The following is a 26,818-nucleotide window of genomic DNA, read 5'->3' on the forward strand; positions in this document are numbered from 1 at the left end:
TCAGCGAAGTTTTCCATGTAGCGGTTCGACAATCTCAATGCTGCGCTCAAGTGTTTCTTTATTGCGGTGGTAATCCTGTAACAAGATGGCGATAAACAGCGTATCAAGTAGGTTCAGCTGAATAATGCGGGCTACGGCATTTTGCCCCAGTATTGGGCCGCTCATTGCAGGGCTAAAGATCGATAAATCAGATAGTTGCGAAAGAGGTGAAACATTGTCATTGGTGATGCAGATAATGTTCGCTCGACGTTGCTTAGCAATCTCTACGGCATTTAATAGCTCACGCGTATCGCCTGATTGTGAAATCACAATCACAACGTCCTCTTCGGTTAATTGGCATGCCACCATCAGCATCAAGTGAAAATCACTATAGGTATGGCTATGTACCCCTATGCGTAGCAGTTTGTGTTCAAAATCCTCACAGACTGATGAAGAACCGCCTACGCCAAGCAGCACAACGTGTTTGGCCTTATAAATAAGCGCTGCTGCTGCGTTGATCACTTGGGTATCAGCGACTGCCTGAGCTTCTTTTAAGGCTTGAATGCTATTGCTGAACACCTTATCTAACACGGTATTTAGATTATCTTGTTCTGTGATCTCTTCTTCTTTTTCGTAAGGCAAAGAATCAAAGTAGGCGACTAGTGCACGTCTTAACTCTCTAAATCCAGAATAGCCTATCTTTTTAGCCACCTTAACAACTAACGGTTCAGAGACTTCCAAAGCAAGCGATACTTCACGTAAGCTTGTGTTTTTTGTGATGTTACCTTTGGTTATCAGCCATTCTGCAATCCCCCGCTCGGTGGGGTTCAGCAGGGAGAGTGACATTTTTATCTTTGCCCCAATGGCGAGCGAATTCTCGCTATCTTGCATAACATCCATCCTATATCTCCCACTAGATTAAGCGCTTACAAAATCTTATCACAGCCTTTTAGGTATCTATACCTGGAATTTTTACCGGCAAAAAAAACTGGGTAGATAAAATCATACAAAGAAACACAGTACGCAAAATCACAAAACTTATAAATTTTGTGAAGTTTGTCGAGTACATCACTTGATTTTGCTATTACTTTACAATAATAATATTTTTTGTGAAGTGTGCTTAATTAATCCTCACCAGGGGAACGCCTTAGGGCACATGCTTTCATACTAAAAAAAGAAAAATGCAGGGTTGATTTTGGCTTAACGACGATCTAACTCAAGGGAATAATATGAAATCATCATTTTTCGGCGTCATCCAGCGCGTAGGGCGTTCCTTCATGTTGCCTATTGCGCTATTGCCCGTTGCAGGGCTGCTACTTGGTATCGGAGCCTCTTTTACTAATGTGACTACGATAGAATCCTACGGGCTACAATCCTTACTTGGTGAAGGCACGGTACTTCACGCATTGCTTACAGTAATGAAAAGTGCGGGGAGTATTGTATTTTCTAATTTGCCAATTTTATTTGCTGCCGGTGTGGCGATGGGAATGGCAAAGAAAGAGAAAGATGTCGCGGCAATATCGGGGGTTATCGGCTTTCTTACCATGCATGCCACGATCAACGCCATGCTTGAGTTGAATGGTTTGCTGAAGCCCGGTGCGATGGTCGACGGGGCGCTTGGCATGAGTGTTGGGATCAACTCGCTGCAAATGGGCGTATTCGGCGGTGTCTTGGTTGGGCTTGGCGTTGCGGCGCTACATAATCGTTTTTATAAAATTGAGTTGCCGCCCGTGTTTTCATTCTTCGGCGGTACGCGCTTTATTCCCATCATTACCGCATTGACCTATGTGATCGTGGGCATGGTGATGTTTTACATCTGGCCAACTATTCAACATGGCATTATGGATTTAGGGGGGGTAGTCAATCGCGCTGGTTATGCCGGAACGTTTATATATGGCTTTATCGAGCGTGCATTAATTCCTTTTGGCTTACATCACGTGTTTTATATGCCGTTTTGGCAAACTGGTTTGGGTGGTACTGCCGTGATCGATGGTGTCACTGTCACGGGGGCGCAGAATATTTTCTTCGCTGAATTGGCAAGCCCAAACACCCAGCACTTCTCTGTTGAAGCGACTCGGTTTATGGCGGGCAAATTCCCGTTCTATCTCTTTGGTATCCCTGGCGCCGCTTTAGCGATTTATCACACGGCAAAACCCGAGAACCGTAAGCTAGTATTAGGACTATTGCTTTCAGCAACGTTGACCGCCGTGCTAACAGGGATCACTGAGCCGATTGAATTCTCGTTCTTGTTTGCTGCGCCGCTGCTGTACGTGTTGCACTGCTTGCTGGCCGGCTTATCATTTATGTTGTGCCACATGTTTAATGTGGGTGTTGGACAGACATTTTCAGGTAGCCTTATTGATTTCTTCTTATTTGGCGTTATGCAAGGTAATGCCAAAACAAGTTGGATGAATGCAATTCTGATTGGTATCCCTTTATTTCCGGCATATTACTTTAGCTTCCGTTTTCTTATTACTCGCTTTAACTTCAAAACGCCAGGGCGAGAGGAAAGTGGAGAAGAAACTAAGCTTTACACACGAAAAGATGTAGAGGCTGCTAAAGAAAAATCAGCTAAACAGCCGTTGGAAAATACCCATGGCGTATCTGAGTTAATTATTCAAGGTCTAGGCGGAGTGGGCAATATCTCGGATGTAGACTGCTGTGCAACTCGTTTGAGAATTACAGTAAACGATGATTCTTTAGTTTCTGATGTGCTGCTTAAACAATCGGGCGCTCGAGGTGTTATCCGGAAAGGGAAAGGTGTTCAAATTATATATGGTCCACATGTCACATTGATTAAATCAAACTTAGATGAATGCCTACAAGCAGTAATTTAACACATTAATTAATTATAATTTTTTAAAGAATAAAGGGAAATAATGAAAATCGCCATTGGTTGTGATCACGTTGGGTTTATTTTAAAACCATCCATAATTTCACATTTGGAAAAGCGTGGAGTCGATATTCTCGATAAAGGTACTCATTCAGAGAGCCGAACTGATTACCCCATTTATGCTGAAGCAGTGGCGAGAACGGTGGCTTCTGGTGAAGCGGATCTCGGTATTCTTATCTGTGGTTCAGGTATCGGTATTTCGATTGCAGCAAATAAAGTTCATGGGATCAGAGCGGTGGTCTGCAGTGAACCATATTCAGCTAAACTTTCACGTCAGCATAATAATACGAATATTTTGGCTTTTGGCTCGCGGGTGATTGGTGCAGAACTTGCCAAAATGATTGTAGATGAATGGTTGAACGCTGAGTTTGAAGGAGAGCGCCATCAAACTCGTGTGAATATGATTACTCAGCTTGAAGAGGAATAATTAGCATGACGAATTTTTGTCCCTCATTAATGTGTGTAGATTTTTCTCAGTTGAGCCATGAAATTCAGCGTCTAGAAAGCGCAGGCGCAGCCATGTTTCATATTGATATTATGGATGGATATTTTGTACCTAACTTTGCATTAGGCATTGAGGATGTTAAAGCGGTGGCTAAGTTAGCTACGATCCCCTATGACGTTCACTTAATGGTGTCTAATCCTGATTGTTATATTGATAAATTTGCAGATCTCGGTTGTAGTATTATTTATGTTCATGCGGAAGCGCCGATTCATTTGCACCGTACGCTAACTCATATTCGCCAACGTGGTGTTAAGGCCGGGGTGGCGATTAATCCTGGTACTTCACTGAGTATTTTGGAGGAAGTGTTAGATGTCGTGGATGTTGTGTTAGTGATGTCGGTCAATCCAGGTTTTGCAGGCCAGCCATTTATTCATAGCGCTATTGATAAAATTAGTCGTTTGAGAAAAATGTTACATCAACACGGTAGCAGTGCTCAGATTGCCGTAGATGGTGCAATATCGCCGCAGGTTGTTAGTACATTGGCCCGTGACGTAGATTATTTTATCTTAGGTACTGCTGGTTTGTTTAAACCTGACCGCGATTATAGCAGTGCGATGAAAACGCTGGAGCAATGTGTAACGCAGGCCTTGGAAATCGTAACCTAAGCATAATTATAGTTGCCCCTATCTTTAATTGTCGCCAGTATCTAATGTTTGATGCATGGCGGCGATTAAAGCGGGTTAGGGGTAATCATGAACAAAACACAATATCGAGCTACGCGTTTAGCCCGACTTATCCAACCGCTATGCGATTGCCATCCTGAGTTAAGCGGCGTCTATCCTTTGGAAGAGGGTAACGACGCTTTCGCGGCGCGATATTTGCTGACCAACATGGCTGAGAAAACGCTGGATGTGCAGTATTACATCTGGCACAACGATCTCTCGGGGCGATTGCTGTTCAGTGCATTATTCCGCGCCGCTGAGCGCGGGGTAAAAGTACGTTTACTGCTGGATGACAACAACACCGGTGGTTTGGATGAATCGCTGCGCCGTCTCAACGCGCACCCCAATATTAGCGTAAAACTTTTCAACCCTTTCCCGCTTCGGCGCATGCGCTGTCTGTGCTATTTAACCGATTTTAAAAGACTTAATCGGCGCATGCACAATAAAAGTATGACGTTCGATAGGCAGGCGACTATCGTCGGCGGGCGTAATGTGGGGGATGAATATTTTGGTATTGGTGAACAGCCGCTTTTTTCTGATTTAGATGTGTTGGCCGTGGGCAGCGTTGTTGCAGATGTCTGTCAGGATTTCGAACGTTATTGGACTTCAGCGTGTGTATCACCAGCGGAAGATATTTTGGGCAAAGCTTCGGAAAAACTATTTCTGCATGGCCTAACGATTGAAGAAGTTGGCGGTAGAGCGCGCGCCAAAGAGTATTTAAAGCGTCTGCGTGATAAGTACTTAGCCCGTAAAATGGAGAATAATGAGCTGCCGCTGACGTGGGCAAAAGTGCAGCTGTTCAGCGATGATCCCCTTAAAGGACGTGGAGAATTGGCCACCAAAGCGCTAATGGCTTCTCGTCTATTTAAGATGATTGGTGAGCCAAAAGTGAGTATGGATATTATCTCAGCCTATTTTGTCCCTACGCGCACCGGTGTATCACAGCTGGTTTATTTAGCGCGGCAGGGGGTGAAAATGACGGTGCTCACCAATTCTCTTGCGGCAAACGATGTGGCCATTGTGCATGCGGGCTACGCCAAATGGCGAAAAACTCTGCTGCGTTGCGGTATTGAATTGTTTGAAATGAAAGCCAATGAAACCGAGCGGCCTTTACGTAAAGAGCGCTTACGCGATCGGGGGTTAACTGGGCATTCTGGCTCCAGCTTGCATGCTAAAACTTTTGCGGTGGACGGTAAGTTGGTCTTTATTGGCTCATTTAATTTTGATCCGCGTTCGGCTCGGCTAAATACCGAGATGGGATTCGTGATTGAAAGTGAGTCGCTAACCTCATCCACCCATCAGCGTTTTATTGCTAGTCTGCACGATAAAGCCTTTCAGTTAGTGCTTGCCCCGCGCCGTAAAATTAACTGGATCGAATATGAAAATGATGAACAAAAAATTCATCATAAAGAGCCTGATAGTCCGCTATACAAACGTATTTTAGCCAGAATCGCTTATTACTTACCCATTGAGTGGTTGCTATAACCGTCGTTAGCGCCATGTGTTTACTGAACACATGGCGCTAAATATCATTATGTCAAATCAACGTTTTTACAGCCAAATAACAGCGTCAGAATAAAGCCTGCTGCATATGAAATAGCCACGCCGACCACATACACCAGCATGCCGGCATAGATGCCCTGTGATGAGGTGATGAGCGGAATGGAAACCAAGCCTGACGGGCCAAATACGGTGTTTAAACCAATGGGCAATCCCATATAAGCGACCAGACCGATAAAGAATCCGCCCACGGCACCACCGACACAGGCCGTAATAAACGGTTTTAGGCGAGGCAGGGTCACACCATAAATTAACGGTTCGCCAATACCCAATAAGCCGGGAAATATAGCACCCTTAATTTGCATGCGTAGCGTAGAGCCCGGTTTAGCTTTTAAATATAACGCTAACGCTGCGCCGACCTGTCCGCCACCGGCCATTGCGAGGATCGGGAACAATGAGTTAAAACCTTGTGCATCCATTAACGCAAAATAAACCGGTACAAATCCCTGATGAATACCGAATACTACCGCAATCAGGAACACCCCCGCCAATAATGCGGTTCCGAATGGATTACCGTTTAAATGCAGAAACAGCCAAGACATGCCTTTAAACAGTTCGACACCGATTGGCATGATAACCACGTAGGTTATGGCACCGGTGATAAGCAGCGTAATGGAGGACGTGAGGATCATGTCCAAGTTATCAGGAATAACTTTACGCACTTTGCGCTCAATCCACGCACCGAGCATACAGGCTAACAGCACGCCGATGATATTGCCTCTCGGGTCTATTACCAAACCAAAGAAGTTATCGATCCCGGCGTAGTAGCCCACGGTGCCTTCTGCGCTGTAACGCAGAATAAATAACGACGCGATGATGGCGCCATTAACGCCGGTTCCGCCAAAGGCTTTTTGGGTATTAAAACCAATGAGGATACTCAGGAAGGTAAATAAGCCCACGCTGAAGGTTTTCATATAGCCAATCAGGCCGATGAGCCAAATTGGCGCGACTTCACCTTCGAGTATCAAGGTTTGCTGGAGCAGCGTTGCGATGCCGAGCAGCAGACCCGCGGCGATAAATCCGGGAATGAGCGGGGTGAAAATAGTCGCAAACTTCGTCAAAAAACTGTGAAAGGCGTTATTTTGCTTACTCTTGAGCTGCTTTTTATTTTTCGCCGCAAGGGCATTCAAATCAGATTCCGACGTGTTGCTATCGGCCTGTGACTGCGGTTGGCTAAGACTCACGTTCATCATTTCACTGGCGGTTTGTGCCTTGCCTGGGCCAAGCACAATTTGCAGCTGATCGTTGCCTTCAATCACGCCCATGACGCCGGCGATTTTTTTCAATTCTGCGTGATTAACACGAGCGCGATCGGCCAAGGTGAGGCGGAGTCGCGTCATGCAATGTCCGCAGAGGGTGATGTTACTGTGGCCCCCTACGTTCGCCAAAATTTGCGCGATGGTGGCATCCGTTATTTTGGCCATCGCTAAGCTCCCTGATGACGTGAGGCTAAGGCTTGGCGGATAAAACCATTATTTTGTGCAAGAACCGCGCTGGCTTCAGCCGCAGAGAGCTGGGCGAGAATCATCAAAATAGCGGTTTTACAGTGTCGTTCACATTCGCTGAGCGCTTTAATCGCTTCATCGCGGGCGCACTCGGTGGCCTGCATCACGATGTCAATTTGTCGCTGAATCAGCTTGGCGTTGGTGGCTTCAACATCCACCATCAGGTTGCCATAAACTTTTCCGGTGCGGATCATCGCTCCCGTGGTGAGCATATTCAGCACCATTTTTTGCGCAGTGCCAGCTTTCATTCTTGATGAGCCGGTCACTACCTCTGGCCCCACAACGGCCTCTAGCGCGATATCAGCGAGTTGGCTCATTGCGCTGCTGGCGTTGCAGGTCAGCGAAACGGTGGTTGCGCCAACCGAACGTGCATATTTCATGGCACCGATGACATAAGGCGTTCTTCCGCTGGCGGCGATGCCAACCAATACGTCACGTTCACAGAAATGGTGATCTTTCAGATCTTGTTCGCCCAGTTCTACGTTATCTTCGGCATTTTCAACTGCGCGTAGGATAGCGGTGTGGCCTCCGGCAATTAATCCAATCACCTGCTCACGCGGCGTACCATAGGTTGGCGGGCATTCACTTGCGTCTAGAATACCGAGTCGCCCTGAGGTGCCTGCGCCACAATAAATCAGACGGCCGCCTTGGCTAAATGCCTGAGCGATAGTATCCACGGCCAGCGCGATTTGCGGCAGGATACGTTCAACGGCTACGGCCACCTTTTGGTCTTCTTGGTTGATAATCGTCAGCATATCTAAGGTGGACAAGGTGTCGATGTTTTCGCTGGCGATGTTACGGCCTTCGGTTTGCAGGCGGGAGAGGTCAATGTTCATTTCAGTATTCTCAGAAGCACAAAGTTAAGGAATAAATTATTCCAAAAATCATGTAATTTAAAGAATTAATAATTTTATGCGCATTTTTTGTGATTGATGTCGACTATTTCATCTCTTCGAAATGCCAACCATTTTGGCTGCATTGTGGATGAAGTGAATGCTTACCTAAGAATCCAGCCTCCATTTTTTGCGCTATGCAGGGTAAGATAGCGCCCACTTTCCATCTGTTTGCCGAGTTCAAATGCGCTGCCTACAACGAATCACTCTCAATAAAGACGCCTTTACGCCCGGTGAACGCATTATTGCCGATTATATTTTGGCTCATCCCGATAAGCTGAAGCAGTGTTCTTCGCAAGAGCTCGCCAGTATTTTGAATATCAGCCAGTCGAGCATTGTGAAATTTGCTCAAAGATTGGGCTTCAAAGGTTTTACTAACCTCAAAATGGCCTTGATTGAGGAGTGGGGACAGCAAAGCAAGCAACATGCTGAGTCAGAGCAGCATTTGCATAACGATATTAATGTTCATGACACCCCATCAATGATTGCGGAAAAATTATTTCGAGCAAAGCAGCAGGCTCTGAGGATGACAACCGACAGCGTAAACTTGGCACAGTTGGAGAGTGTCGTTACAGAAATCAAGGCAGCTCGCCGAGTACAGATCATGGGAATGGGGGGCTCATCGCTGGTGGCGAAAGACTTAGCTTATAAGCTAATGAAAATAGGCTACCCGGTGATGAATGAAATGGACAGCCATGTGCAGATGACGGTGGCTCAATCGCTAGGAGAAGGAGATGTACAAATTGTTATCTCTTACTCGGGGGCGCTGAAAGAGATATTTATTGCGGCACAGGCAGCGCAGGAGAAGGGGGCCAAAATCATAGCGGTAACGTCGCTACAGGATAGCCCGCTAAGAAAACTCGCCGACTTTGTTCTCGATACCATTGCTGATGAGGCGCGCTGGCGTAGTTCTTCTATTTCTGCGCGTACGGCACAGAATACGATCACTGATTTGCTGTTCGTTTGTTTATTACAGGAAGATAGCGAAAGAAGCCGCAGCTTTATTCATCGCAGCCAAGAGATGATTGAGCAACTGAAGTAAGTCACCTGAGTGATGTATTGTGATATCAGTTTATTGTTAATTATGATCTTGTTTTGTTGCAGATATGTTTTTTGTATTTTAAGGTAAATGATGTTGTGATTTTTTTAGCCGCATTATTGAGGGAAAATATTTGGGTATTGCGGCTTTCAACCTTAAAAAACATCTTTCATAGAACAATCACCACCTTATGTTCGCTAAAACTAATACTAAATACTATAGCGGCGATTAATATTGAATGAAATTGTCGTCTATATAATTATGGTGTAGGTTTATATCTCGAATTATTACGCAAGTATGATTATGAACTAAAATAAAAGCGTCAATGAAATTGATTTTTCGGCGGCGATTAATGCGGTAATTTTCCTAAAAAATGACGCTCTTCTATAAAAACACTTCACGATCAAACTATTGCAAATCCTCTAAAAAAACCATTTTCAATAGGCTAATAATCCATAGCGTATGGGTTGTTTTATTTATAATTGGTGTTTTTGTCTGTCTTTAGTTAATCGTTGTTTTAATAAAATTTTTATAAATCGTATAAATCATACACATTGCTTGTTTTACCCGTTCGGTTTTATTTGAGATGATTCTTACTACTTCATAAGTACTGAAAAAGTAAAAGGGTTTATCGGTAAAATATTGAGGGAAAATATGAAAAAATCTCATTTCACATGCTTTTTATGAAGGCGTTCTTATTTACTATAAAACAGAGGGCCTTATCTGTATTTATAGCTCATTTTCTCTGATATGAGTGTCACAAATTGAATCACTATAATGCAAAATTCATGATTTATAAAATTAATGAAACTGTTAGGTTTAAGCCTGCAGACGGTGCCATTTGGAGCATAGAAAGCCCTGAGCAAGTGATTAATCTAACGATTACTAACTGTAATCTTCTTTGCCTACTACTCAATAAGAAGGGGGAAATCCTTTCCAGAGATCAAATTTTAGAGGATATATGGGATAAGCAAGGTCTACGTTCATCTAATAATACACTTAATCAATACATATCTATTCTTAGACGAACATTCTCCTTGCTGGGTATCGATGATGAGGTTATTAAAACTATTCCAAAGGTAGGGTTCAGTTTAAATTCGTCCATCAGCGTAGATAAAGAGTGTAATGTAGAACCCGTTAAGTTTATCGAAAAGGAAAAGAGTCCGAGTTGGAATTCTAAAAACAATATTTATATCGTAGCGATAACCGCTCTGATAGCTTTTATTGCTGTGCTTTTTACTTACGTATTATACAAAGATAAGGCCTACAGTCTCGATACATCCATTGTTAATATTGGCAAGTTTGATGCTTGTAGCGTCAACGTTTTACCTGATTACACGCGAGGACAATCACGTTATCTGTTGGAGTCATCAGTAAAGCTGATAACGCTCAGTGACGTGCAATGTGTTCCTGAAAGAGTATTTATCGCAAAACCAGAGAGTAGAGGAAGTGGGCGTTCATTTCTTGCGGAATGTATTGTCGATAAAAGAAGAAACGAATACTTTTTTTGTAAAGGATATTATATAAAATGAACAAAAAAATTGTCACTTTGCTCCTTTTGGCTTTCATATTGATGTTCGAGGGTATCTACGTTTTCTTTATCTATGAGCCATCATATAATTTTGTGTGTGATGGTGAGTTTTCCTACAACGATAGTGAAAGCAAAGATCTGCTAGATGGAAATATTTCATTTAGCCTAAATGACAAAATGCAAGGGCATGCTGAAATTACGGGATATTTGACCAAGAATGGTGTGTCTCAGGATGTTATTCGCAGTGTTGATTTCAAGTATCACGTTGTAGCACCCAAACGCATTGTTATCTATGATGCCCAGCTGATCACTTACTTCCATGATTCCGTAGATGAATCCTTTTCACCAGAACCTATTCTTGATTTCTTGTTTTTCCGCAATAAAGATTTGAAAGAAATCAATATCAGTGTGCACAAAATAAAAAATACCTATTTATTTGGTCGGGCGAATAACTTTGTTTTTGCCTGCACCTCATAATGACTCATTTTTAAGTGCGCAAATTTCACAACACCCTCTATTAATCATTAATGGATACAGTATGAATAAAAAGCAGATAGGAATATTTCTGTTAGGAACAACTTTTTTGCTATCCGGTTGTTCTTCGTCAAATAAAGAGAATCAAAATTACCGAGGAGATGAGCTTGAGTATGATTATTTTTATGCTAACAGTCAGCTAACGCCAACGGAAGAGAATACGCCGCCTAAAAGTAGCATCGTCGGTGGTCATTCCTATTCATCTACAAACAATAAATGTATGGATAATTATAATTTCCTGCGTGAGGAAAAATCGAGCCAATACCCCAAGTACGCTGAAAACTACAATAAGATCACCGATGGGTTTAAGTTTCTCAACTCCAACAAGAACATTATGGATAAGGATGCTAAGAAGGTGTATACGATGGAGTTGAAAATGAAGCTAGAGACGCTGTGTTCGAAAATTCAGTATTCGAGCTTTATCTTGGTTAATGAAAAGCGTAAAAATCTATCTGAAATCTAATCTGGCTTAGAAAACTATTCAATTGAATCGTATTCACCAAGCATCGAATTCTACTGACTAAAAAAATGGCGCTAAAATTATTTTAGCGCCATTGATTTTATGGTCTTAATTAATCAACGTTCAACGGTTTTATTGACAGGCTCCTTTGTCAGTGGAGGATGCGACCTTATTCACTACGTTAACGTTCGTTTGGCCTGATGTGGTGTCAATTTTAAACACGGTCCAGTTCACCATATCAGTCGTGTTGCCTGTTGCATCTTCGATTTTAAATTCTTGTGATGTTCCATCGGATAAATAAAGCTTCACTTTACCGCCGCCATAAGCAGCAGGTGATGGGCTGAATCTATTGACGACGTAACAATATACGCCCGGATGCATAGTATTTACTGTGATGGTTTCAGGGCCATAGCCAGTTCTTGCATCCACATCCAGCGTTGCATCGGCGCCGCTCGGCGATTTTGCACTATAGAAAACCTTAATTAGACTGGATGGATTTCCCACCGTAGGCACCCAGAGATAGGAGTCAAGGTCAGCAGGGGTATCATTCCACGTGAGAACAATACGTGCCGCTTTGCCATCTAAGTTTGGCGACAGAACAAAATCTTTCTGTTGGTCTGTAACCGTCTGGATATCGACCGTTGAATCTAAGATGATAAAGCCGGTTGCGGTGGCTTTCACGTAATAAAGCCCCTGTGGAATACTGATCTCGTATTTACCATCTGTACCGCTGGTCACGGAGTATTCCGGATTAGCGTTATTTTCAGATAAAGAGAGCTCAATTTTCGTATTTGGGATCATGGCATTATTTATCGCATTCTTGGTAACCCCATGTAATTTCACTAGCTGCTGTTTGAAGTTAACTTTCTTGTCTGCGTTAACCGCAGTTCCGTTGGTTAAGGATGCGGATACCTGTACCAGTAATGCTTCCATAGCGGTGCTGGTGAGTACCATGGTTGCTTTGCCGTTAACATCGGTAGCGCTGCTCGCCGCCTGTAATGTTACGGTATTACCTTTATCCTGAGACCAGTTCACGCTGGCATTCGGAACGAGGTTGTCATGTGCATCTTTTACGATAGCGGTATAGGTAAAGTAATCGGTCCCGTTGGCTATTTTATCGGTCACGCTGTCGTCTAGCGTGACGGTACTCACCGCTGCCGTAGTGATATCCGCCACAAAAGTGGTATCTACCGTTTGGCTATGGCCGTTAATTGCCGCCGTGACTTTTGTAATCCCCGCCGTGATGTTGGTGAGCGTGGTGGTTGCCAGACCTTGCGCATCCGTACTTGCCGACGCCGTTGTTACCGCTGCGCCGTTATCCGCCGTGAAACTGACGTTAACATTTGGCACTACGTTTCCATTAGCATCCGTTACCTTGGCCTGCGCTTTATTGGTGGCAGCGCCATCGGCTTTGGCATTGTCGACGGTTACCGTTAAATCACCGCTTACGATGGTCGATGTGCTGTCATCGGCCACGAAGGTGGTCTCCACCGTTTGGTTGTTACCGTTAATGGTGGCGGTGACTTTGGTGACTCCGGCTTTGAGATTAGTGAGCGTGGTGCTCGCTAAACCTTGGCTGTCGGTGGTTACCGATGCGGTGATAACCGTTGCGTCGTTATCTGCCGCGAAGCTGACGGCGGTATTCGGCACCAGGTTGCCATGGGCGTCTGTCACCTTGGCCTGAACTTTGTTGCTGTCCGTGCCGTTGGCTTTGGCGTTGTTGGTGGTAACCGTTAAGTCGCCGTTCACGATGGTCGCAGTGCTGTCGTCGGCCACAAACGTGGTGTCTACCGTTTGACTATGGCCGTTAACCGTTGCCGTGACTTTGGTGATCCCCGCTTTGACGTTGGTTAGCGTAGTCATTGCGAGCCCCTGATCGTCGGTGGTAACCGATGCGGTGATGACCGTTGCCCCGTTATCTGCCGCGAAGCTGACCGTGGTATTCGGTACTCGGTTTCCATTGGCGTCCGTTACCTTGGCTTGAACTTTGTTGCTGTCCGTGCCGTTGGCTTTGGCATTATTGATGGTCACCGTTAAGTCACCGCTTACAATGGTAGACGTGCTGTCATCGGCCACGAAGGTGGTATCCACACTTTGGCTGTTGCCGTTAATGCTGGCAGTGACCTTGGTGATCCCCGATTTAACGTTGGTTAGGGTGGTGCTGGCGAGCCCTTGTGCATTGGTGGTTGCCGATGCGGTTGTCACCGTGGCGTCGTTATTGGCCGTGAAGCTGACCGTCGTATTCGGTACGAGGTTGCCATTGGCATCCGTGACCTTAGCCTGAACCGCGTTGGTCTGCGTGCCGTCAGCTTTGGCGTTGTTAACCGTGATCGTTAAGTTACCGCTCACGATGGTGCCAGTGCTGTCGTCGGCCACAAACGTGGTGTCTACCGTTTGGCTGTTGCCGTTAATCGCGGCGGTGACTTTGGTGACGCCTGCCTTCACGTTGGTGAGGGTTGTCGTCGCCAAACCTTGATCATCGGTGGTTGCCGTTGCGGTCGTTATTGCTGCGTCATTGTCCGCCGTGAAGCTGACGGTGGTATTGGGTACCCGATTGCCATTGGCATCCGTGACCGTAGCCAGAACCTTGTTGGTGTCTGTGCCGTTGGCTTTGGCATTATCAACGGTAACCGTTAACGCGCCATCCACAATGGTGCTGGTGCTGTCGTCGGCGACAAAGGTGGTATCCACGTTTTGGCTGTTGCCATTGATGGTGGCGGTAACCTTGGCGATCCCCGATTTGGCGCTAGTCAGCGTGGTGCTGGCCAACCCTTGGGCATCCGTGGTTGCCGATGCGGTGGTGACCGTTGCGCCGTTGTTGGCTGCGAAGGTGACTGTTGTATTCGGAACAAGGTTGCCGTTGGCATCCGTGACTTTAGCCTGAACGGCGTTGGTGTCTGAACCGTTGGCTTTAGCATTATTTACCGTGACCGTTAAATCACCCGCCACGATGGTTCCGGTGCTGTCGTCGGCCACAAACGTGGTATCAACCGTTTGGCTGCTGCTATTAATGGTCGCAGTGACTTTGGCGATCCCCGCTTTTGCATTGGTGAGCGTGGTGCTTGCCAACCCTTGTGCATCCGTAGTCGCTGATGTGGTGGTGACCGTTGCGCCGTTATCTGCCGTAAAGCTGACCACGGTGTTGGGGACCAGATTTCCGTTGGCATCGGTGACCGTTGCCTGAACTTTGTTGCTATCGGTACCGTTGGCTTTGGCGTTGTTGACGATAACGGTCAACGCGCCATTCACGATGGTGCCGGTAGCGTCATCGGCGATAAACGTGGTATCCACCGTTTGACTATTGCCGTTAATCGTGGCTGTCACTTTGCTCACGCCCGCTTTCACGCTAGTGAGCGTGGTACTGGCTAATCCCTGAGCGTTAGTCGTTGCTGATGCGGTAGTGACCGTTGCGCCGTTAGTGGCAGTGAAACTCACCACGGTGTTTGGCACAAGGTTGCCATTGGCGTCGCTCACTTTAGCCTGAACAGCATTGGTGGCGGTGCCGTTCGCTTTCGCATTGTCGGCGGTGACCGTTAAATCACCGCTTACGATGGTGCCGGTAGAATCATCCGCGACGAAGGTGGTATCCACGGTTTGGTTCGTTCCGTTAATCACTGCGGTGACTTGGGTATTTCCCGCCGTCACGTTGGTGAGCGTGGTTACCGCAACGCCGTTTTCGTTGGTCATTGCAGAAGCATCGATAATTGATGCGCTGTTGTTAGCAGAGAAACGTACCTCAACGTTTGGCACCGTGTTGCCGTTGGCGTCGGTGACTTTTGCCTGAACCTCATTGGTTGCCGAGCCATTGGCTTTGGCATTATTGACGGTTACGGCGAGGTTGCCATCGATAATGGTGGCGGTGCCATCGTCGGCGATAAACGTCGTGTTGACGCTTTGGCGATTGCCGTTGATGGCCGCCGTGACTTTGGTGGTGCCCGTGGTGACGTTGGTCAGCGTCGTGCTTGCTAAGCCTTGCGCATTGGTGGTGACCGTTGCAGTGATAACCGTTGCGCTATTGTTGGCGCTGAAGCTGACATCAACATTAGGAACGGCGTTGCCTTTGGCATCGGTCACTTTTGCTTGCACCGCATTGGTGGCTAAGCCATCGGCTTTGGCATTGTTAAGCGTCACGGTTAGGTTGCCATCGGTGATGGTAGAGGTTCCGCCATCGGCCTCAAAGGACGTGTCCACCGTTTGGCTTGCGCCGTTGATGGCTGCAGTGACTTTGGTTATCCCCGCAGTGATGTTGGTCAGGTTGGTACTGGCAAGTCCTTGGGCATCGGTCGTGACGGATGATGTAGCGACGCCTGCGCCGTTATCCGCGGTGAAACTGACCGTTGCGTTAGGAACCGAGTTTCCCTTTGCATCGGTGACCTTGGCTTGCACCGTATTGATATCTACGCCATCGGCCTTCGCATTGTTAACGGTTACCGTTAAGTTGGCGCTGGTGATCGTTGACGTGCTGTCGTCGGCCACGAAGGTGGTCGCCACGTTTTGGCTATTGCCGTTAATGGTTGCGGTGACGGTGGTGCTACCTGCCTTGACGTTAGTCAGGGTGGTACTTGCCAAGCCCTGCGCATCCGTCATGGCTGATGCTGTGGCAACCGTTGCGCCGTTATCCGCGGTGAAACCGACCGCGGTATTGGGAACCAGGTTCCCATTCGCATCGGTGACTTTGGCCTGAACCTTATTCGTGTCGCTGCCGTTGGCCTTCGCATTGTTGATGGTGATGGTGAGATCGCCGCTGACAATGGTGCCCGTGCTGTCGTCGGCGATAAAGGTTGTATCAACATCTTGGCTATTGGCGTTGACCGTTGCGGTCACTTTGGTAATCCCAGCTGCGATGTTGGTGAGGGAAGTGCTTGCTAACCCTTGGCTATCCGTGGTGACTAATGCTGTTACAACCGTTGCGCCGTTATTCGCCGTAAAGCTGACCGGCGTATTAGGAACAAGGTTGCCATGGGCGTCCGTCACCTTGGCTTGAACTTTGTTGCTGTCCGTACCGTTGGCTTTAGCGTTGTTGATGATAACCGTTAAGTCGCCTTTAACAATCGTCGAGGTGCTATCGTCGGCTACAAACGTGGTGTCGATATTCTGGCTATTCCCGTTAATCGCGGCGGAAACGTTGGTGACCCCCGCGCTCACGTTGGTTAGCGTTGTCGTTGCTAGGCCGTTTTCATTGGTGGTAGCAGAAGCCGTGATCACCGTTGCGCCATGATTTGCCGTGAAGCTAACCACGGTATTTGGAACGAGGTTACCATTGGCATCCGTGACTTTGGCCTGAACCGCGTTGGAGTCTGCGCCGTTGGCTTTGGCGTTATTCACCAGAACGGAGAGGTCGCCACTGACAATCGTTGCCGTGCCATCATCAGCCGTGAAGTGAGTATTTACCACTTGGCTGCTGCTGTTAATCGCTGCGGTAACTTTAGCGACACCGGTTGTTAAGTTGGTGAGCGAGGTCGTTGCCAAGCCTTGATCGTTGGTGGTAGCGGTGGCCGTTGCGATAGTCGCTCCGTTGTCAGCGCTGAAACTGACCGACGCATTGGGCACAAGGTTTCCGTTAGCGTCAGTGACTTTCGCCTGCACCGCATTGGTTGCATGTCCATCGGCCTTAGCGTTATCAGCGGTGACCGTTAGATCGCCTTTGACAATGACCGCCGTTGAACCATCGGCCACAAATTGGGTATCAACGGCGAGACTCTGACCGTTAATTTTCGCCGTAACGGCAGTGACACCGGACTGCGTGTTAGTCAGGTCAGTGCTGGCAAGTCCCTGCGCATTGGTGATCGCTGATGCCGTAACGATTGTGCCACCATGGTTAGCGCTAAAGCTAACCGTGGCATTGGGTACCAGATTCCCGTTGGCGTCAGTGACTTTCGCCTGTACCGAGTTAGCATCACTGCCGTTGGCTTTGGCGTTATTCTGGGTAACGAGTAGGTTGCCTTTGGTGATCGTTGCCGTTGAATCGTCTGGTGCGAAGTTAGTATTTACATTCTGGTTTGTGCCGTTTATTGCGGCAACAATGTTGGTTGCCCCTGACGTTGTGTTGCTAAGGTTGGTACTGGCTAAGCCGCTGGCGTCAGTTACCGCTGATGCGGTGGTTACGATTGCGCCGTGATCGGCGGTAAAGTTTACCGTAACGTTGGGAACGGTGTTGCCATGCGCATCGGTCACTTTGGCTTGAACGGCGTTCATGGCGGTTCCGTTTGCCAACGCGTTATCCACGGTGACTTTTAGATCGCCAGAGGTAATGGTTGCTGTACCGCTATCGGCGACAAATACCGCCTCTTTGTTGGCTGAATGCCCGTTAACCGTCGCCGTAACGGCGTATTTGCCGGATGCGCTGCTGGTGACCGTTGCGGTCGCCTTGCCGTCTGCGCCTGTGGTGCCGATCACCGTGGTAATGGTTGCTCCAGATGCCACGACAAAATTCACCGTAGCATTTGGCACCAGATTGTTATTCGCGTCGGTGACGATAGCAACTACGTTATCGGTGTCTACACCGTTGGCCAACGCGCCATTCGGATCGATGGTCAAATTATTATCGATGATGGTCGCTGTTGAACTATCCGCAATAAAGCGAGTATCTGCCTGAGCGCTATTTCCTGACTCTTGAATTCGAGCCGTTACGGTATAGGTATCCGCTTTCAGGCTGGTGACCGTCGCCGTAGCGATCCCATCATCGCCGGTAACCCCTTTCACCGTGGTGATTTTGGCTCCGTTGCTGACGGTGAAATGTACCGTGACATCAGCAACGGTATTCGCATTGGCATCGGTGATTTTGGCCGTGATCTTGTTGGTCGCGGTGCCGTTGGCGACGGCATCCTGAGTCGCCGTCATGTCACCTTGTCTAATGACCGACGTTGATTTATCCGCAACAAACGTCACTGCTTGGGTCTTGGCGCTGCCGTTAATGCGCGCCGTGATGGTGCTATCACCGACGGTAGCATTGGTGACTAACACCATGGCCTGGCCTTCGGCATCCGTCATCATCGTTGAGCCATTCACGAGGCTGGCATTGTGCGTTGCGTCTAAACCGACCTGCACATTACCAAGCGCGTTGCCGTTGGCGTCTTTGACCGTGGCTTGCAGCTTGTTGGTACTTTGCCCATCGGCCAGCGCGTTGTTTTTGACGATTTCTAACGTACTGATTTGCGCGGAAGCTGCATCGGCAATAAATTCAACCTGACCAGACTTATAGTTACCATTGTTCATGGTGGCAGTTATAACGCCGATTTTCGCCAGTTTGCTGCGCACGAAGACCGTTGCTTTTCCGCTGCCGTCGGTGTTTACCGTCAACGATTGAGGGCTGGAACGTCCATCTTTAAATAGCGTGGCCGCTGAGCGCCCGTCTGCACCTTTAAGGTTATCAATATCAAAAGTGATAGGTTCAGCGACCATAGGCTGGCTCTGTTCATCGCGAACAAAGGCCGTTACCGTGAAGTAATCAGAATCATTGGCTGGAACCGAACCTGATGGGGTAATCGCTAATTCACTAATGATATTCTTAGAGGGTTCCACGTTAATGGTGGTGGCCGCAGTATTCGAATTGTTCCCATTGTTATCAACGCCAACCGCTTTAATCACGTAGCCCTGAGCGGCATTCGCGCGTTTGGTATAGACGTAAGGGGGTAATTTAACTTCCAACTGCGTTAATGATAATTTTCGGAATGAACCACCGTTCGCGAGGAATTCTGCTGATGCCGTCCAGTCAACGTCTTTCAGGCCGTATTTGGCTTTAGAGACCGTCAATGGAAGGATGATGGTTTCAGCCGCTTTGGCCGTCACGTTATTCGGCAGGGAAATGCGCAGCAAATCCTGCTTACGGTACTGCATCACAATTTCATAGTTACGATCGACAAACTCATACATGCTGCCCATCAGGCTGCGGAGTGCGTCAACGGAATCGGCGCTGATTTGCTGCGCCCAAGGCACCCCAAAGCGATAATTGAGGTCTAGCCCGATACGGCTATCATCTTTATCACCAACGGAATGTTCACCTTTTATCGTGACGAGTGGCACTGGCGTATAGTTCAAGCCTAGCGTCAGGGCCTTTGGATTATTTTTTAAATCGTCTGGATTTGTGCCCGTGCCGAGATCGATCCCTTTGCCGAAGTACTGCTCATATTTGATATTCGCCCCAAGTTGAGGGTATGACGGCAAGTAGGCTTCTGCGCGCAGGTCAAAACCATTGGCTGGGCGTTCATCATAATCTCTCATGTCAGAGAGATGAGATTGATGCCAGTCGGTTAAACCATAGTAACCGTTAACCGCCAGTTTCAAATAATCAGTCCACGCTTCACCGCCCACGCCGAGCCGCGCATTTTTACCGGTGTAATCGTAGTCGTAGAAGGTATTAACCCCGTACATCCAATCGCCAATATATTGGCGATAGCCGAGGCCTAAGTTAGCGGTGTTTCGGTCTTCATTTCCGTGAAGCCCAACCTGAGAGAAGAACAGGCTGTCATTATTCCCGATGAGGGGAAGCAACATATCGCCTGCGATTTTGTTATCAGAACCAACGCTAACGCGCGCGGTCCCTTTTTGATTCAGCCAATCGTTGATTTGCTGATTAATTAATCCTTCACCAATGCTTTTAGCATAATTAATTGATGCATTGGTGACGTTATCGCTGGAGAGAATTTGCCCTGCCTGCATTGCATTACCCGTGAGGTCGGCGGCTGGCGCTGAGTCACGGGAAGCAGCATCGCTGCCAAGTGAAGGCAAATTAGATGAAGGTTGCTCTGGTGCTATGTTTTCGTGAGTGGGTGGCGTCGGAGACGTTGCCGGCGGAAAAAGAGATTGAAATTCTGGCGTTGTCGTTAACGCTGGCAGGTTCTGTTTTTCTTTCGTTATTAGAGGCGATGTTGGCTGAATGATCGTTTTAGCATTATTATCAACGACGGATTGCAGCCCAAGAATTGTCTCCTCCATATTGTTATATTCAGTGGCCCGAGCGACAGAGCTGGCGGAAATTAACAATGGTGTAAGAACCTGAATAAAGATTATCCCCCAAGAGGTTATTTTCATCCCTCTAGGTGAAATTATTTTTCTCATAACGAATACCAATGTAATATTTTTATGGAATACACAAAGAGCCCTATCTTCTTAAAAGAAGGGCTCTTGCTTGAAATCTGTTTTTTCTGTGTAATTAAATCCCGGCTAGTTCTTTTATTTTTCCTTTAACTACGGAATATCCGGTGTATTGCACTTTCGAGCACAATGTATCTAATTTCATTTCAAGCGACATGGTATAAACTTCTTTAGCATCGTTATCCATAATGTTTTTATTGACGTTTAAAAAACGATACCCCTTACCAATATCACCATAGTCTTTGGTGTATTTCTGATATTGAGATGCCTGCGTCTCTCTGAGGAAATTAAAATGGTCAACACAAACATTATTGGTTGAGGCTAAAGTTATGCCGGTTAAATTTGCGGTGCGTTTTGCAATATAATTATCCGTTGGTGTATTTGCATTCGCATACCCAGTCGTTGCCGCAGCCGTTTTATGGTTGTTGCTCTGCGGCTTCTTTGTAGTCTGAGTCGAGCATGCAGCCAGCAGACAGATTGATCCTAAGATCAATAATTTTGATGAACCCATGTTCATATAAAATAGCTCCTTAATTACATCATGATAAAATCATTAATAAACGGCCAATATTGGCTACGGTTGGGTCGAGTGTGGTGCGATTCGTACAGGGTTCTTTGGGATAACTTTCCCTGCAACAAATGACATCAGCGGCGTTCTTGGCGAATAGTCACCAAAACGCGAATCAAAATATGAGGGAGGGAATCTTGCCCTCAGAAAATAAAATAAGAAGTTGATGTTTTTCACATTAAAATATGAGACGAGTCCACCCGTATAGCGGTAAAGCGTTTTATGCGAAATTCTGAGCGTTCTGGCTATCAGGCTGAATGTCCATCCTTTGTTAGCCATAAGAATAATCGCCATCTTCATCGAACCTAGCTTTTTAACGCAAATAAGATCGTTGAACTCTTTGATGAAGTAATAGGTTAAACTTGACCTCAGTAGGGATGGCATATCCCTCATCCAAACCGACAGCGAAGCATTAATGTCGATGTGGGGTAATCGTTCTAATACCATCGACATATCTCCGGCTGAACAAATAAGGATCACCGATATTCGATTGGCATAGGCATTTTTTAAAATAGTCCCGAGATCTGACATAAGTTTCAAACTATCAACATCGATAAAAATAGCCTTATTGACGATGATTTTTGGGTCAAGATCATCAAGTAAGGAGAATAGACCTAACTTTAGGTATTCGTTATCCGTGATAATGGAAATCTTGTTGTGTCTCTTGTCATCATTCATGGTAATTTTCATTTTATGTTTACATCCAAATCAAGCGTGAAACTCATCTTAGGTTGGCGATAGCGTCAGTGGTATAACGAGTTAGCTCTCGATATATGACTCACGGCATTGAGCAGCATAGATTGAGGAAAGAGGAGGCCTGTTCCCTTTGAAAATTCAAATTCCACAATCATCATTAGGCTTCTATCATTTTTTACGTTCTTGGTTAAAAAACGAATGGTTAAAAAAACGGAAACACTCCGTACTTCAATATACGTTTAACTTGATGAACGACTGACAAATTAAGTGAACCCTATTGTTCAATGGCAGTTGCAGGTTTAGGTCGCGTTAAGCGTAGAAACTAGCCTACAAGAGTCATCTCCTTTGCCAGCCCGGTGATGGTTATTATTAGATGACCGGTGGCAACGATATTATTGGGACGCTTTATGACGCGCCTTCGTTTTCTTGAGCAAAAGTATACTTAGGCCTACTCTTTCCAGATATTTATATCATTGAATTTTTGTTTTATAATTTTATTGTCTGTTTATATTTGTTTTTTTGGTTTTTTATTTTAAGTTTATAAGCTACTCATCGGATGACTTACCCAATTCTGGAATATGCATGATGAGCAAAAGGAGAGGGGAACGGGGATTTTAGGGCACCAAATCAAGGGGGGGCGGGTGTATTGTGAGTTATTAAATGGGATCGGGATTTATTCGTATTTTGTATGATTTGTGGGGCATTCTGCCGCGAATGATATTCAATTAATGCGTGCATTGAACAGAAAAATAGGAATATGTCACCGTTTGGTATTAGATATATGGATATTTTAGGGAGTGTGCCGCGATGAGATGAATCAATTTTTCGTCTGATAGACCTGCGAGTAAGAAGATTAAATTCAGACGATCCTTGCTTGCTGGGCGTGACGGCTTAAGGAAGCAGCATGCTAACGATGAAAGAGGGGAGAAAATGAGGTGAGTAATAAGGTATAAATGGTGTCCCCTGCAGACTTCGAATATGATTTTCAATGTGTTGATATTAAATGAATTTAATTTGTTTAGTTAACGCATGAGCCCCCAGTAAGGCCCCCGTTTGCAGTAAGTCAAAACTAGAAGGTTTAACGGGAATTTTCACGTCCATTTGAATTGGATTGGATGTCACGGCGCTCTGACCATTTACGGAGTCGCAGCGAGCACCATCAGCGTTTGAAAATGATACCATAATCTGGCCCCTCAGGATTTAGTTGGCAAGGCTTCAGGATAGTGTCGGGCAATAATGTCATTCAGCTTATCAGCCAGTTCAGGTCGCCTGAGTGTGATATGCGCTGTTCCTTTTTGAAAGTATTTTATCGCAAACATCTCATCCTCATAACGGTTGCTGTGCCTGTTTTCATGGATGTGATCGCCCAGACGACGACTAATATCGGCGCGGTTGTCGGGAACAGGCTTTCCATCCATAAGCATCAGCATGCGTTCAAGGTCGGCTAACCGATCCCGTTGCCAACCCCAGCTCAGACCAAACCCCCACCTGTCGTATTTGACCAGCCCCGTCACGATGATTTTCTGCCAAATTTGCAGGGCGAGTTAGTCTTAAAATTCCACGACAAACTTTTGAATACATTAATGACACCGCGTTCAAACACCTCACCTTTGCTCTGATGTAGTTGCTCAAAGGTGCTGAGGATATTGGCTTCAGATATCTCGGGTATATCGTCCTTTTCCAGGTTGTTATACCACTGGTCACGAGCTTGACCGTCCATAATAGAAAGCATCCCCGATTTCTTCATCAAATCCCGCCATATACCGCGATCGAGATTGCGGGTGATGACTTTCATCGCCGTTGCTGGTTTTTCCATCAGCCAGCAGCTACAGCGAAAATCCTGTTTCATGGCCCAGTCCAGAGCGGTTTTGCCGCCGATATTGCGGGTCAGCGTCGAGATATCATCAAGCTGGCGGATCAGTGTCTCAATCTGTGCCAGCGCGGCGTTACGGCCCGTGACAATACGTTCAATGCTGGTGGAGCAAATCACATCCGTATGGTCGGTTAACCATTCCGCGTTATCCGTTGAGTTTGTGGTCATATCAAGTTTCCTTCTATTTATGCCTTGTTAATCAATACCGACGAGAGGCCCTTCCCTTGGAATCATGGCGAGAGAGAAAAGCAACCAGACAGGTAAAAGGCGATGAGGGATGTTTCCATGGACCGAGAGCAATGACTCAGCGATCGCCTTCGCGGTAATACGCTGATGGGGAGAAAAAATGGAAGACGATTGCCGATAACAATGATTTTTTGATGTCGTATCACACGAGATTGATGTTGGTAGTTTCTTCGCCGTTGGACGCCACATTTAACGTTGTGTCGGCTATATGTCATTCGAACCGACGACAAACAGATAGCCGACGGGCTCAAGCTCAGCCAGAGTTAGCTGCAGATGCTCACGGCACCATGTTGTAAACTGCGCGTTATCAAAATCCAGTACGCAATCACGTATCATGCCTAAATCGACAATCAGATGTTGTGCAACTGCCGAGCTGGCGGTGACGGGGTAAAAGAGACCTTCAGTCCCCAAACCTGTCAGGGTTTCGAATGCTGCCCCAGTGACATTGACAGTCAAACTCAGTTGCACGTTGTCAAGCTGATGCAGAGCGCGTACTTGGTTGGCAATATTCATCGGTGACTTTCCGCTCGAGGCGGGGCTTTGTTTGATGGCAGGGGTATGCCCCACCTCTTCAGGCTGTACTGAACGAAATATCGCGTTGGCGATATCGCACAGACCTCACAGGTGACCGTGCCCTCATGGGCGTCGCTGATGGCGGTATCGGACGCTTCAGACATCCCACACAGCGTGGCGAAGCCGCTGAGCCAGCCTGCAGGTAAATGATTCTCTCCGTTTTCTTTTTCTGTGCGAATAATCGCCATAGATTGCTACCTTCGTTTCTTTAATTTATCGGGGTGCCTACATCGCTGAGCGTGATGCAGGGTATTTAGCAAGGATTTGAGGGGTAAACATGAACGCGACGGTCATTGACCGTTCATGATTTGACGTTGGCGAATATCGGCTAAAGCACGTGCGATACACGGTAACAGCGCTGCTGAGTCAGTACGGTCGTCATCGTTGTCGAAGATAATCGTTGAATCAGCGTCAATGTTGTCTTCAAGCCAGCGTATTAAGATTTCAAGACCTTGTTCAGTCGTTAATGGCCCGCTGTTTTCATAGCTTACTGTCTCACACTCGGGCTCATTGACTAACAGCAACGTACAACCGTTATTATTGATAGCCTCGATGAGGGCTGACAGGTCGATACCATCAATGTCTACGGCGATTCGGCCCATGTTGAGGGCCAGTATATTGACGGCATCGGCTTCTAGGGTCAGAGACAGAATCATCGTGTCACCTCGCGGTACTTGCCGTGGGTGATGTCCGTAACGGCTTTGTACCCGTTGCGTGTCATCAGCCCACAGGCTTTGCGGGCACGGAGAATATCGCTGCTGCTGATAAGCGGCGATTGCTCCTGCGCACTGAAGCCCTGATGGTCGGTGCGAACCAAATCGTACTTTTCGACAATCACGTTGACCGCGTCACACAATGAGATACCGGCGTCAATATGCTCCTGAATGACCCTTCGTTGCCAAACGGCGTATCGTTGAGTACCAGACCATAGTGCTGGTTAAACAAATGTGTTAGTAGCGTCTGCCAGATGTCGACAGGTGACAGGCAGGTCGGTGCCGCCCGCATCGGGGATAGGGGGTGGATTTGCATTGAAATGCTCTCTGTTAAATAAAGACGGCGTGAGTGATAAGAGGCTTACGACAGTGAAGGCGGTCGGTGAGTCATGGCGTTTTCTAGAGGTTACCTCATTGCCGGATGGCCTCAAGTGCGGCTTCCAGCGTGTCCCAGCTAATGCCCTGCTCAGCGTCATGGTGGCTGGCCGCATGGCGTAAGGCTTCGCGAGACTCTTCATCCGTGGCGGATGCATCCACACTGCGCACATCGTCTTCATACCAGAGTGAACATAGTACGAAATCATCGTGCTGATGTTGTTGCAGCCATTCAATGACCTCGCTGATTTTACAGGCGTGTGGCATGGATATTAGCCTCCGGGTTGCGCTTGAGTTGGCGTCGGGTAAATCGCGATATAAAGGTAGCCATGCGAACCGAGGGTATCTGCATCACAGGTCAGCCCTTTGGCATACAGCATGACACAGTGCTGATGGTGCGGACTGAGTTCACTACTTTTGAGCATTAATTCCAGCTGTTTAAGCAGTACCGGAAACGCCTGGTCGAGGTGGCGTAAATCCGCGTCGCTGAATTTACCAGTGATGCTGGCGCGGTCAGCCAAGTAATGCAGACGGTTGTCTTCCTGTACCAGTCGGGCACCAAAGCACGGCGTGACGGTGGGGCTAAGTCCCCACCAGGGCTCAGAAATATCATGGTTTACTGGCGGTGTTTTATTCGACAAGGGTGACTCCCTGTTTAACGTTAATTGAGCGTGACGCTGCGTAATACGACATACGGGCCGTTGTGGTCCTGACGGCGTTCAGCGAACACGGCGAGCACACCACTGATATCTTGGATATCCTGACCGGCATAGTGGCAGATGTTGCCGCTCCATTTGTATTTACCGGTACAGAAGCGAAACAACCGAGACTCTGGATGCTGGCGGTATATCGCCATGGCTTGACGTTTACTGATAATTCTCATGAGCGCTTTCTCCTTTGACTACAGCCATCCCCGTTCCGTGAATGACACAACCGCCATGCCACCGATAACCCAATGGTCAAGCAGACGTATTTCGACGAGATCCAGTGCCTGCTTGAGCCGTGCTGTTATCTGGCGGTCCGCGTGGCTGGGTTCTGCTTCATGGGAAGGATGGTTATGGGCCACGATAATGGCCGCTGCATTATGCTTTAGGCCAGACTTCACGACTTCGCGGGGATA

The 26,818-nt window shown here is 47.0% G+C and carries 22 protein-coding genes and 3 pseudogenes; 9 read left to right on the forward strand and 16 right to left on the reverse strand.

Annotated elements, in window-relative coordinates:
* Window positions 1-870 carry an SIS domain-containing protein gene (locus BN1044_RS22540; protein ID WP_247650362.1) on the reverse strand — a complete coding sequence of 290 codons (870 nt, stop codon included), beginning with the start codon at window positions 868-870 and terminating at the stop codon, window positions 1-3.
* Window positions 871-1,208: 338 nt separating this feature from the next.
* On the opposite strand from BN1044_RS22540, the gene BN1044_RS22545 reads away from it, so the two are divergent.
* The 4 genes from BN1044_RS22545 (at window position 1,209) to BN1044_RS22560 (ending at window position 5,524) form a co-directional block, all read left to right on the forward strand.
* Window positions 1,209-2,816 carry a PTS transporter subunit EIIC gene (locus BN1044_RS22545; protein WP_072310566.1) on the forward strand — a complete coding sequence of 536 codons (1,608 nt, stop codon included), beginning with the start codon at window positions 1,209-1,211 and terminating at the stop codon, window positions 2,814-2,816.
* Window positions 2,817-2,855: 39 nt separating this feature from the next.
* A complete protein-coding gene (gene rpiB, locus BN1044_RS22550; protein WP_072310567.1) occupies window positions 2,856-3,299 on the forward strand; it encodes a ribose 5-phosphate isomerase B in 444 nt (147 codons plus the stop codon).
* 5 nt (window positions 3,300-3,304) lie between these two features.
* Window positions 3,305-3,982, forward strand: a complete 678-nt coding sequence (rpe, locus tag BN1044_RS22555) for a ribulose-phosphate 3-epimerase (RefSeq protein ID WP_072310568.1) — start codon at window positions 3,305-3,307, stop codon at window positions 3,980-3,982.
* 87 nt (window positions 3,983-4,069) lie between these two features.
* Entirely contained in the window at window positions 4,070-5,524 is a 1,455-nt protein-coding gene (locus tag BN1044_RS22560; protein WP_072310569.1) for a phospholipase D family protein, read from the forward strand.
* A gap of 47 nt (window positions 5,525-5,571) precedes the next feature.
* Here BN1044_RS22560 and murP read toward each other — a convergent pair whose 3' ends face one another.
* Both murP and murQ read right to left on the reverse strand, forming a co-directional pair.
* Complete coding sequence (gene murP, locus BN1044_RS22565) at window positions 5,572-7,023, reverse strand: PTS N-acetylmuramic acid transporter subunit IIBC (RefSeq protein ID WP_072310570.1); 1,452 nt, start codon at window positions 7,021-7,023, stop codon at window positions 5,572-5,574.
* A gap of 2 nt (window positions 7,024-7,025) precedes the next feature.
* Window positions 7,026-7,940, reverse strand: a complete 915-nt coding sequence (gene murQ / locus BN1044_RS22570; RefSeq protein ID WP_072310571.1) for an N-acetylmuramic acid 6-phosphate etherase — start codon at window positions 7,938-7,940, stop codon at window positions 7,026-7,028.
* 241 nt (window positions 7,941-8,181) lie between these two features.
* Between murQ and BN1044_RS22575 the strand changes: the two genes are divergently transcribed.
* The 4 genes from BN1044_RS22575 to BN1044_RS22590 all read left to right on the forward strand — a co-directional run bounded on the left by BN1044_RS22575 (window position 8,182) and on the right by BN1044_RS22590 (window position 11,564).
* Window positions 8,182-9,039 (forward strand): SIS domain-containing protein, encoded by an 858-nt coding sequence (locus tag BN1044_RS22575; RefSeq protein ID WP_072310572.1) that lies wholly within the window; start codon window positions 8,182-8,184, stop codon window positions 9,037-9,039.
* A gap of 785 nt (window positions 9,040-9,824) precedes the next feature.
* Window positions 9,825-10,568: a winged helix-turn-helix domain-containing protein gene (locus BN1044_RS22580; RefSeq protein WP_072310573.1), complete on the forward strand. Its 744-nt coding sequence runs from the start codon at window positions 9,825-9,827 to the stop codon at window positions 10,566-10,568.
* Window positions 10,565-11,044 carry a hypothetical protein gene (locus BN1044_RS22585; RefSeq protein WP_072310574.1) on the forward strand — a complete coding sequence of 160 codons (480 nt, stop codon included), beginning with the start codon at window positions 10,565-10,567 and terminating at the stop codon, window positions 11,042-11,044. Before BN1044_RS22580 ends, BN1044_RS22585 begins: the two co-directional genes overlap by 4 nt.
* 61 nt (window positions 11,045-11,105) lie before the next feature.
* Window positions 11,106-11,564, forward strand: a complete 459-nt coding sequence (locus BN1044_RS22590) for a hypothetical protein (protein ID WP_072310575.1) — start codon at window positions 11,106-11,108, stop codon at window positions 11,562-11,564.
* 129 nt (window positions 11,565-11,693) lie between these two features.
* Here the strand turns inward: BN1044_RS22590 and BN1044_RS23495 are convergent, their stop codons facing one another.
* Window positions 11,694-20,288, reverse strand: a complete 8,595-nt coding sequence (locus BN1044_RS23495) for an Ig-like domain-containing protein (protein WP_168780315.1) — start codon at window positions 20,286-20,288, stop codon at window positions 11,694-11,696.
* Between the two features lie 5 nt (window positions 20,289-20,293).
* Between BN1044_RS23495 and BN1044_RS23650 the strand changes: the two genes are divergently transcribed.
* The gene (locus BN1044_RS23650) at window positions 20,294-20,440 is read left to right on the forward strand and encodes a hypothetical protein (protein ID WP_168780316.1); all 147 of its coding nucleotides are present in this window, start codon (window positions 20,294-20,296) and stop codon (window positions 20,438-20,440) included.
* Window positions 20,441-20,712: 272 nt separating this feature from the next.
* Here BN1044_RS23650 and BN1044_RS22600 read toward each other — a convergent pair whose 3' ends face one another.
* The 12 genes and pseudogenes from BN1044_RS22600 to BN1044_RS22655 all read right to left on the reverse strand — a co-directional run.
* Window positions 20,713-21,171 carry a hypothetical protein gene (locus BN1044_RS22600; protein WP_072310577.1) on the reverse strand — a complete coding sequence of 153 codons (459 nt, stop codon included), beginning with the start codon at window positions 21,169-21,171 and terminating at the stop codon, window positions 20,713-20,715.
* Window positions 21,172-21,228: 57 nt separating this feature from the next.
* A complete protein-coding gene (locus BN1044_RS22605; RefSeq protein ID WP_254663947.1) occupies window positions 21,229-21,900 on the reverse strand; it encodes a helix-turn-helix domain-containing protein in 672 nt (223 codons plus the stop codon).
* A gap of 1,211 nt (window positions 21,901-23,111) precedes the next feature.
* Window positions 23,112-23,959: pseudogene (locus BN1044_RS23745) on the reverse strand (DUF4942 domain-containing protein).
* A gap of 282 nt (window positions 23,960-24,241) precedes the next feature.
* Window positions 24,242-24,550, reverse strand: a complete 309-nt coding sequence (locus BN1044_RS22620; RefSeq protein WP_072310579.1) for a hypothetical protein — start codon at window positions 24,548-24,550, stop codon at window positions 24,242-24,244.
* Window positions 24,547-24,798 carry a hypothetical protein gene (locus BN1044_RS22625; protein ID WP_072310580.1) on the reverse strand — a complete coding sequence of 84 codons (252 nt, stop codon included), beginning with the start codon at window positions 24,796-24,798 and terminating at the stop codon, window positions 24,547-24,549. Before BN1044_RS22625 ends, BN1044_RS22620 begins: the two co-directional genes overlap by 4 nt.
* A gap of 102 nt (window positions 24,799-24,900) precedes the next feature.
* The gene (locus BN1044_RS24340; RefSeq protein ID WP_211095750.1) at window positions 24,901-25,131 is read right to left on the reverse strand and encodes a hypothetical protein; all 231 of its coding nucleotides are present in this window, start codon (window positions 25,129-25,131) and stop codon (window positions 24,901-24,903) included.
* Window positions 25,114-25,266 (reverse strand): annotated as a pseudogene (locus BN1044_RS24345) (DUF5983 family protein); the annotation flags it as partial. The gene BN1044_RS24340 and the pseudogene BN1044_RS24345, both read right to left, overlap by 18 nt.
* Window positions 25,263-25,639 (reverse strand): annotated as a pseudogene (locus BN1044_RS22635) (TA system toxin CbtA family protein). The pseudogenes BN1044_RS24345 and BN1044_RS22635, both read right to left, overlap by 4 nt.
* A gap of 95 nt (window positions 25,640-25,734) precedes the next feature.
* Window positions 25,735-25,965, reverse strand: a complete 231-nt coding sequence (locus tag BN1044_RS22640; RefSeq protein ID WP_072310582.1) for a hypothetical protein — start codon at window positions 25,963-25,965, stop codon at window positions 25,735-25,737.
* Between the two features lie 5 nt (window positions 25,966-25,970).
* Window positions 25,971-26,339 (reverse strand): type IV toxin-antitoxin system YeeU family antitoxin, encoded by a 369-nt coding sequence (locus BN1044_RS22645; RefSeq protein WP_072310583.1) that lies wholly within the window; start codon window positions 26,337-26,339, stop codon window positions 25,971-25,973.
* 20 nt (window positions 26,340-26,359) lie between these two features.
* The gene (locus tag BN1044_RS22650; RefSeq protein ID WP_072310584.1) at window positions 26,360-26,581 is read right to left on the reverse strand and encodes a DUF987 domain-containing protein; all 222 of its coding nucleotides are present in this window, start codon (window positions 26,579-26,581) and stop codon (window positions 26,360-26,362) included.
* Between the two features lie 18 nt (window positions 26,582-26,599).
* Window positions 26,600-26,818: JAB domain-containing protein (locus BN1044_RS22655; protein ID WP_302622584.1), on the reverse strand; the 219-nt coding region annotated here is incomplete at its 5' end.

The sequence above is a fragment of the Hafnia alvei genome (assembly GCF_900095695.1).
GTDB lineage: Bacteria > Pseudomonadota > Gammaproteobacteria > Enterobacterales > Enterobacteriaceae > Hafnia > Hafnia alvei_B.

Bases quoted from the DNA above. Each gene is read 5' to 3' on its own strand.
- BN1044_RS22650 (WP_072310584.1), bottom strand. From the start codon at position 26,581: ATGAGAATTATCAGTAAACGTCAAGCCATGGCGATATACCGCCAGCAT.
- BN1044_RS22545 (WP_072310566.1), top strand. From the start codon at position 1,209: ATGAAATCATCATTTTTCGGCGTCATCCAGCGCGTAGGGCGTTCCTTC.
- BN1044_RS22575 (WP_072310572.1), top strand. From the start codon at position 8,182: ATGCGCTGCCTACAACGAATCACTCTCAATAAAGACGCCTTTACGCCC.
- BN1044_RS22585 (WP_072310574.1), top strand. From the start codon at position 10,565: ATGAACAAAAAAATTGTCACTTTGCTCCTTTTGGCTTTCATATTGATG.
- BN1044_RS22605 (WP_254663947.1), bottom strand. From the start codon at position 21,900: ATGAATGATGACAAGAGACACAACAAGATTTCCATTATCACGGATAAC.
- murP (WP_072310570.1), bottom strand. From the start codon at position 7,023: ATGGCCAAAATAACGGATGCCACCATCGCGCAAATTTTGGCGAACGTA.
- BN1044_RS22640 (WP_072310582.1), bottom strand. From the start codon at position 25,965: ATGCCACACGCCTGTAAAATCAGCGAGGTCATTGAATGGCTGCAACAA.
- BN1044_RS22625 (WP_072310580.1), bottom strand. From the start codon at position 24,798: ATGGCGATTATTCGCACAGAAAAAGAAAACGGAGAGAATCATTTACCT.
- BN1044_RS22590 (WP_072310575.1), top strand. From the start codon at position 11,106: ATGAATAAAAAGCAGATAGGAATATTTCTGTTAGGAACAACTTTTTTG.
- BN1044_RS22540 (WP_247650362.1), bottom strand. From the start codon at position 870: ATGCAAGATAGCGAGAATTCGCTCGCCATTGGGGCAAAGATAAAAATG.
- BN1044_RS23650 (WP_168780316.1), top strand. From the start codon at position 20,294: ATGAAGGTTGCTCTGGTGCTATGTTTTCGTGAGTGGGTGGCGTCGGAG.
- BN1044_RS22580 (WP_072310573.1), top strand. From the start codon at position 9,825: ATGATTTATAAAATTAATGAAACTGTTAGGTTTAAGCCTGCAGACGGT.
- rpe (WP_072310568.1), top strand. From the start codon at position 3,305: ATGACGAATTTTTGTCCCTCATTAATGTGTGTAGATTTTTCTCAGTTG.
- BN1044_RS22600 (WP_072310577.1), bottom strand. From the start codon at position 21,171: ATGAACATGGGTTCATCAAAATTATTGATCTTAGGATCAATCTGTCTG.
- murQ (WP_072310571.1), bottom strand. From the start codon at position 7,940: ATGAACATTGACCTCTCCCGCCTGCAAACCGAAGGCCGTAACATCGCC.
- BN1044_RS22620 (WP_072310579.1), bottom strand. From the start codon at position 24,550: ATGAATATTGCCAACCAAGTACGCGCTCTGCATCAGCTTGACAACGTG.
- BN1044_RS22560 (WP_072310569.1), top strand. From the start codon at position 4,070: ATGAACAAAACACAATATCGAGCTACGCGTTTAGCCCGACTTATCCAA.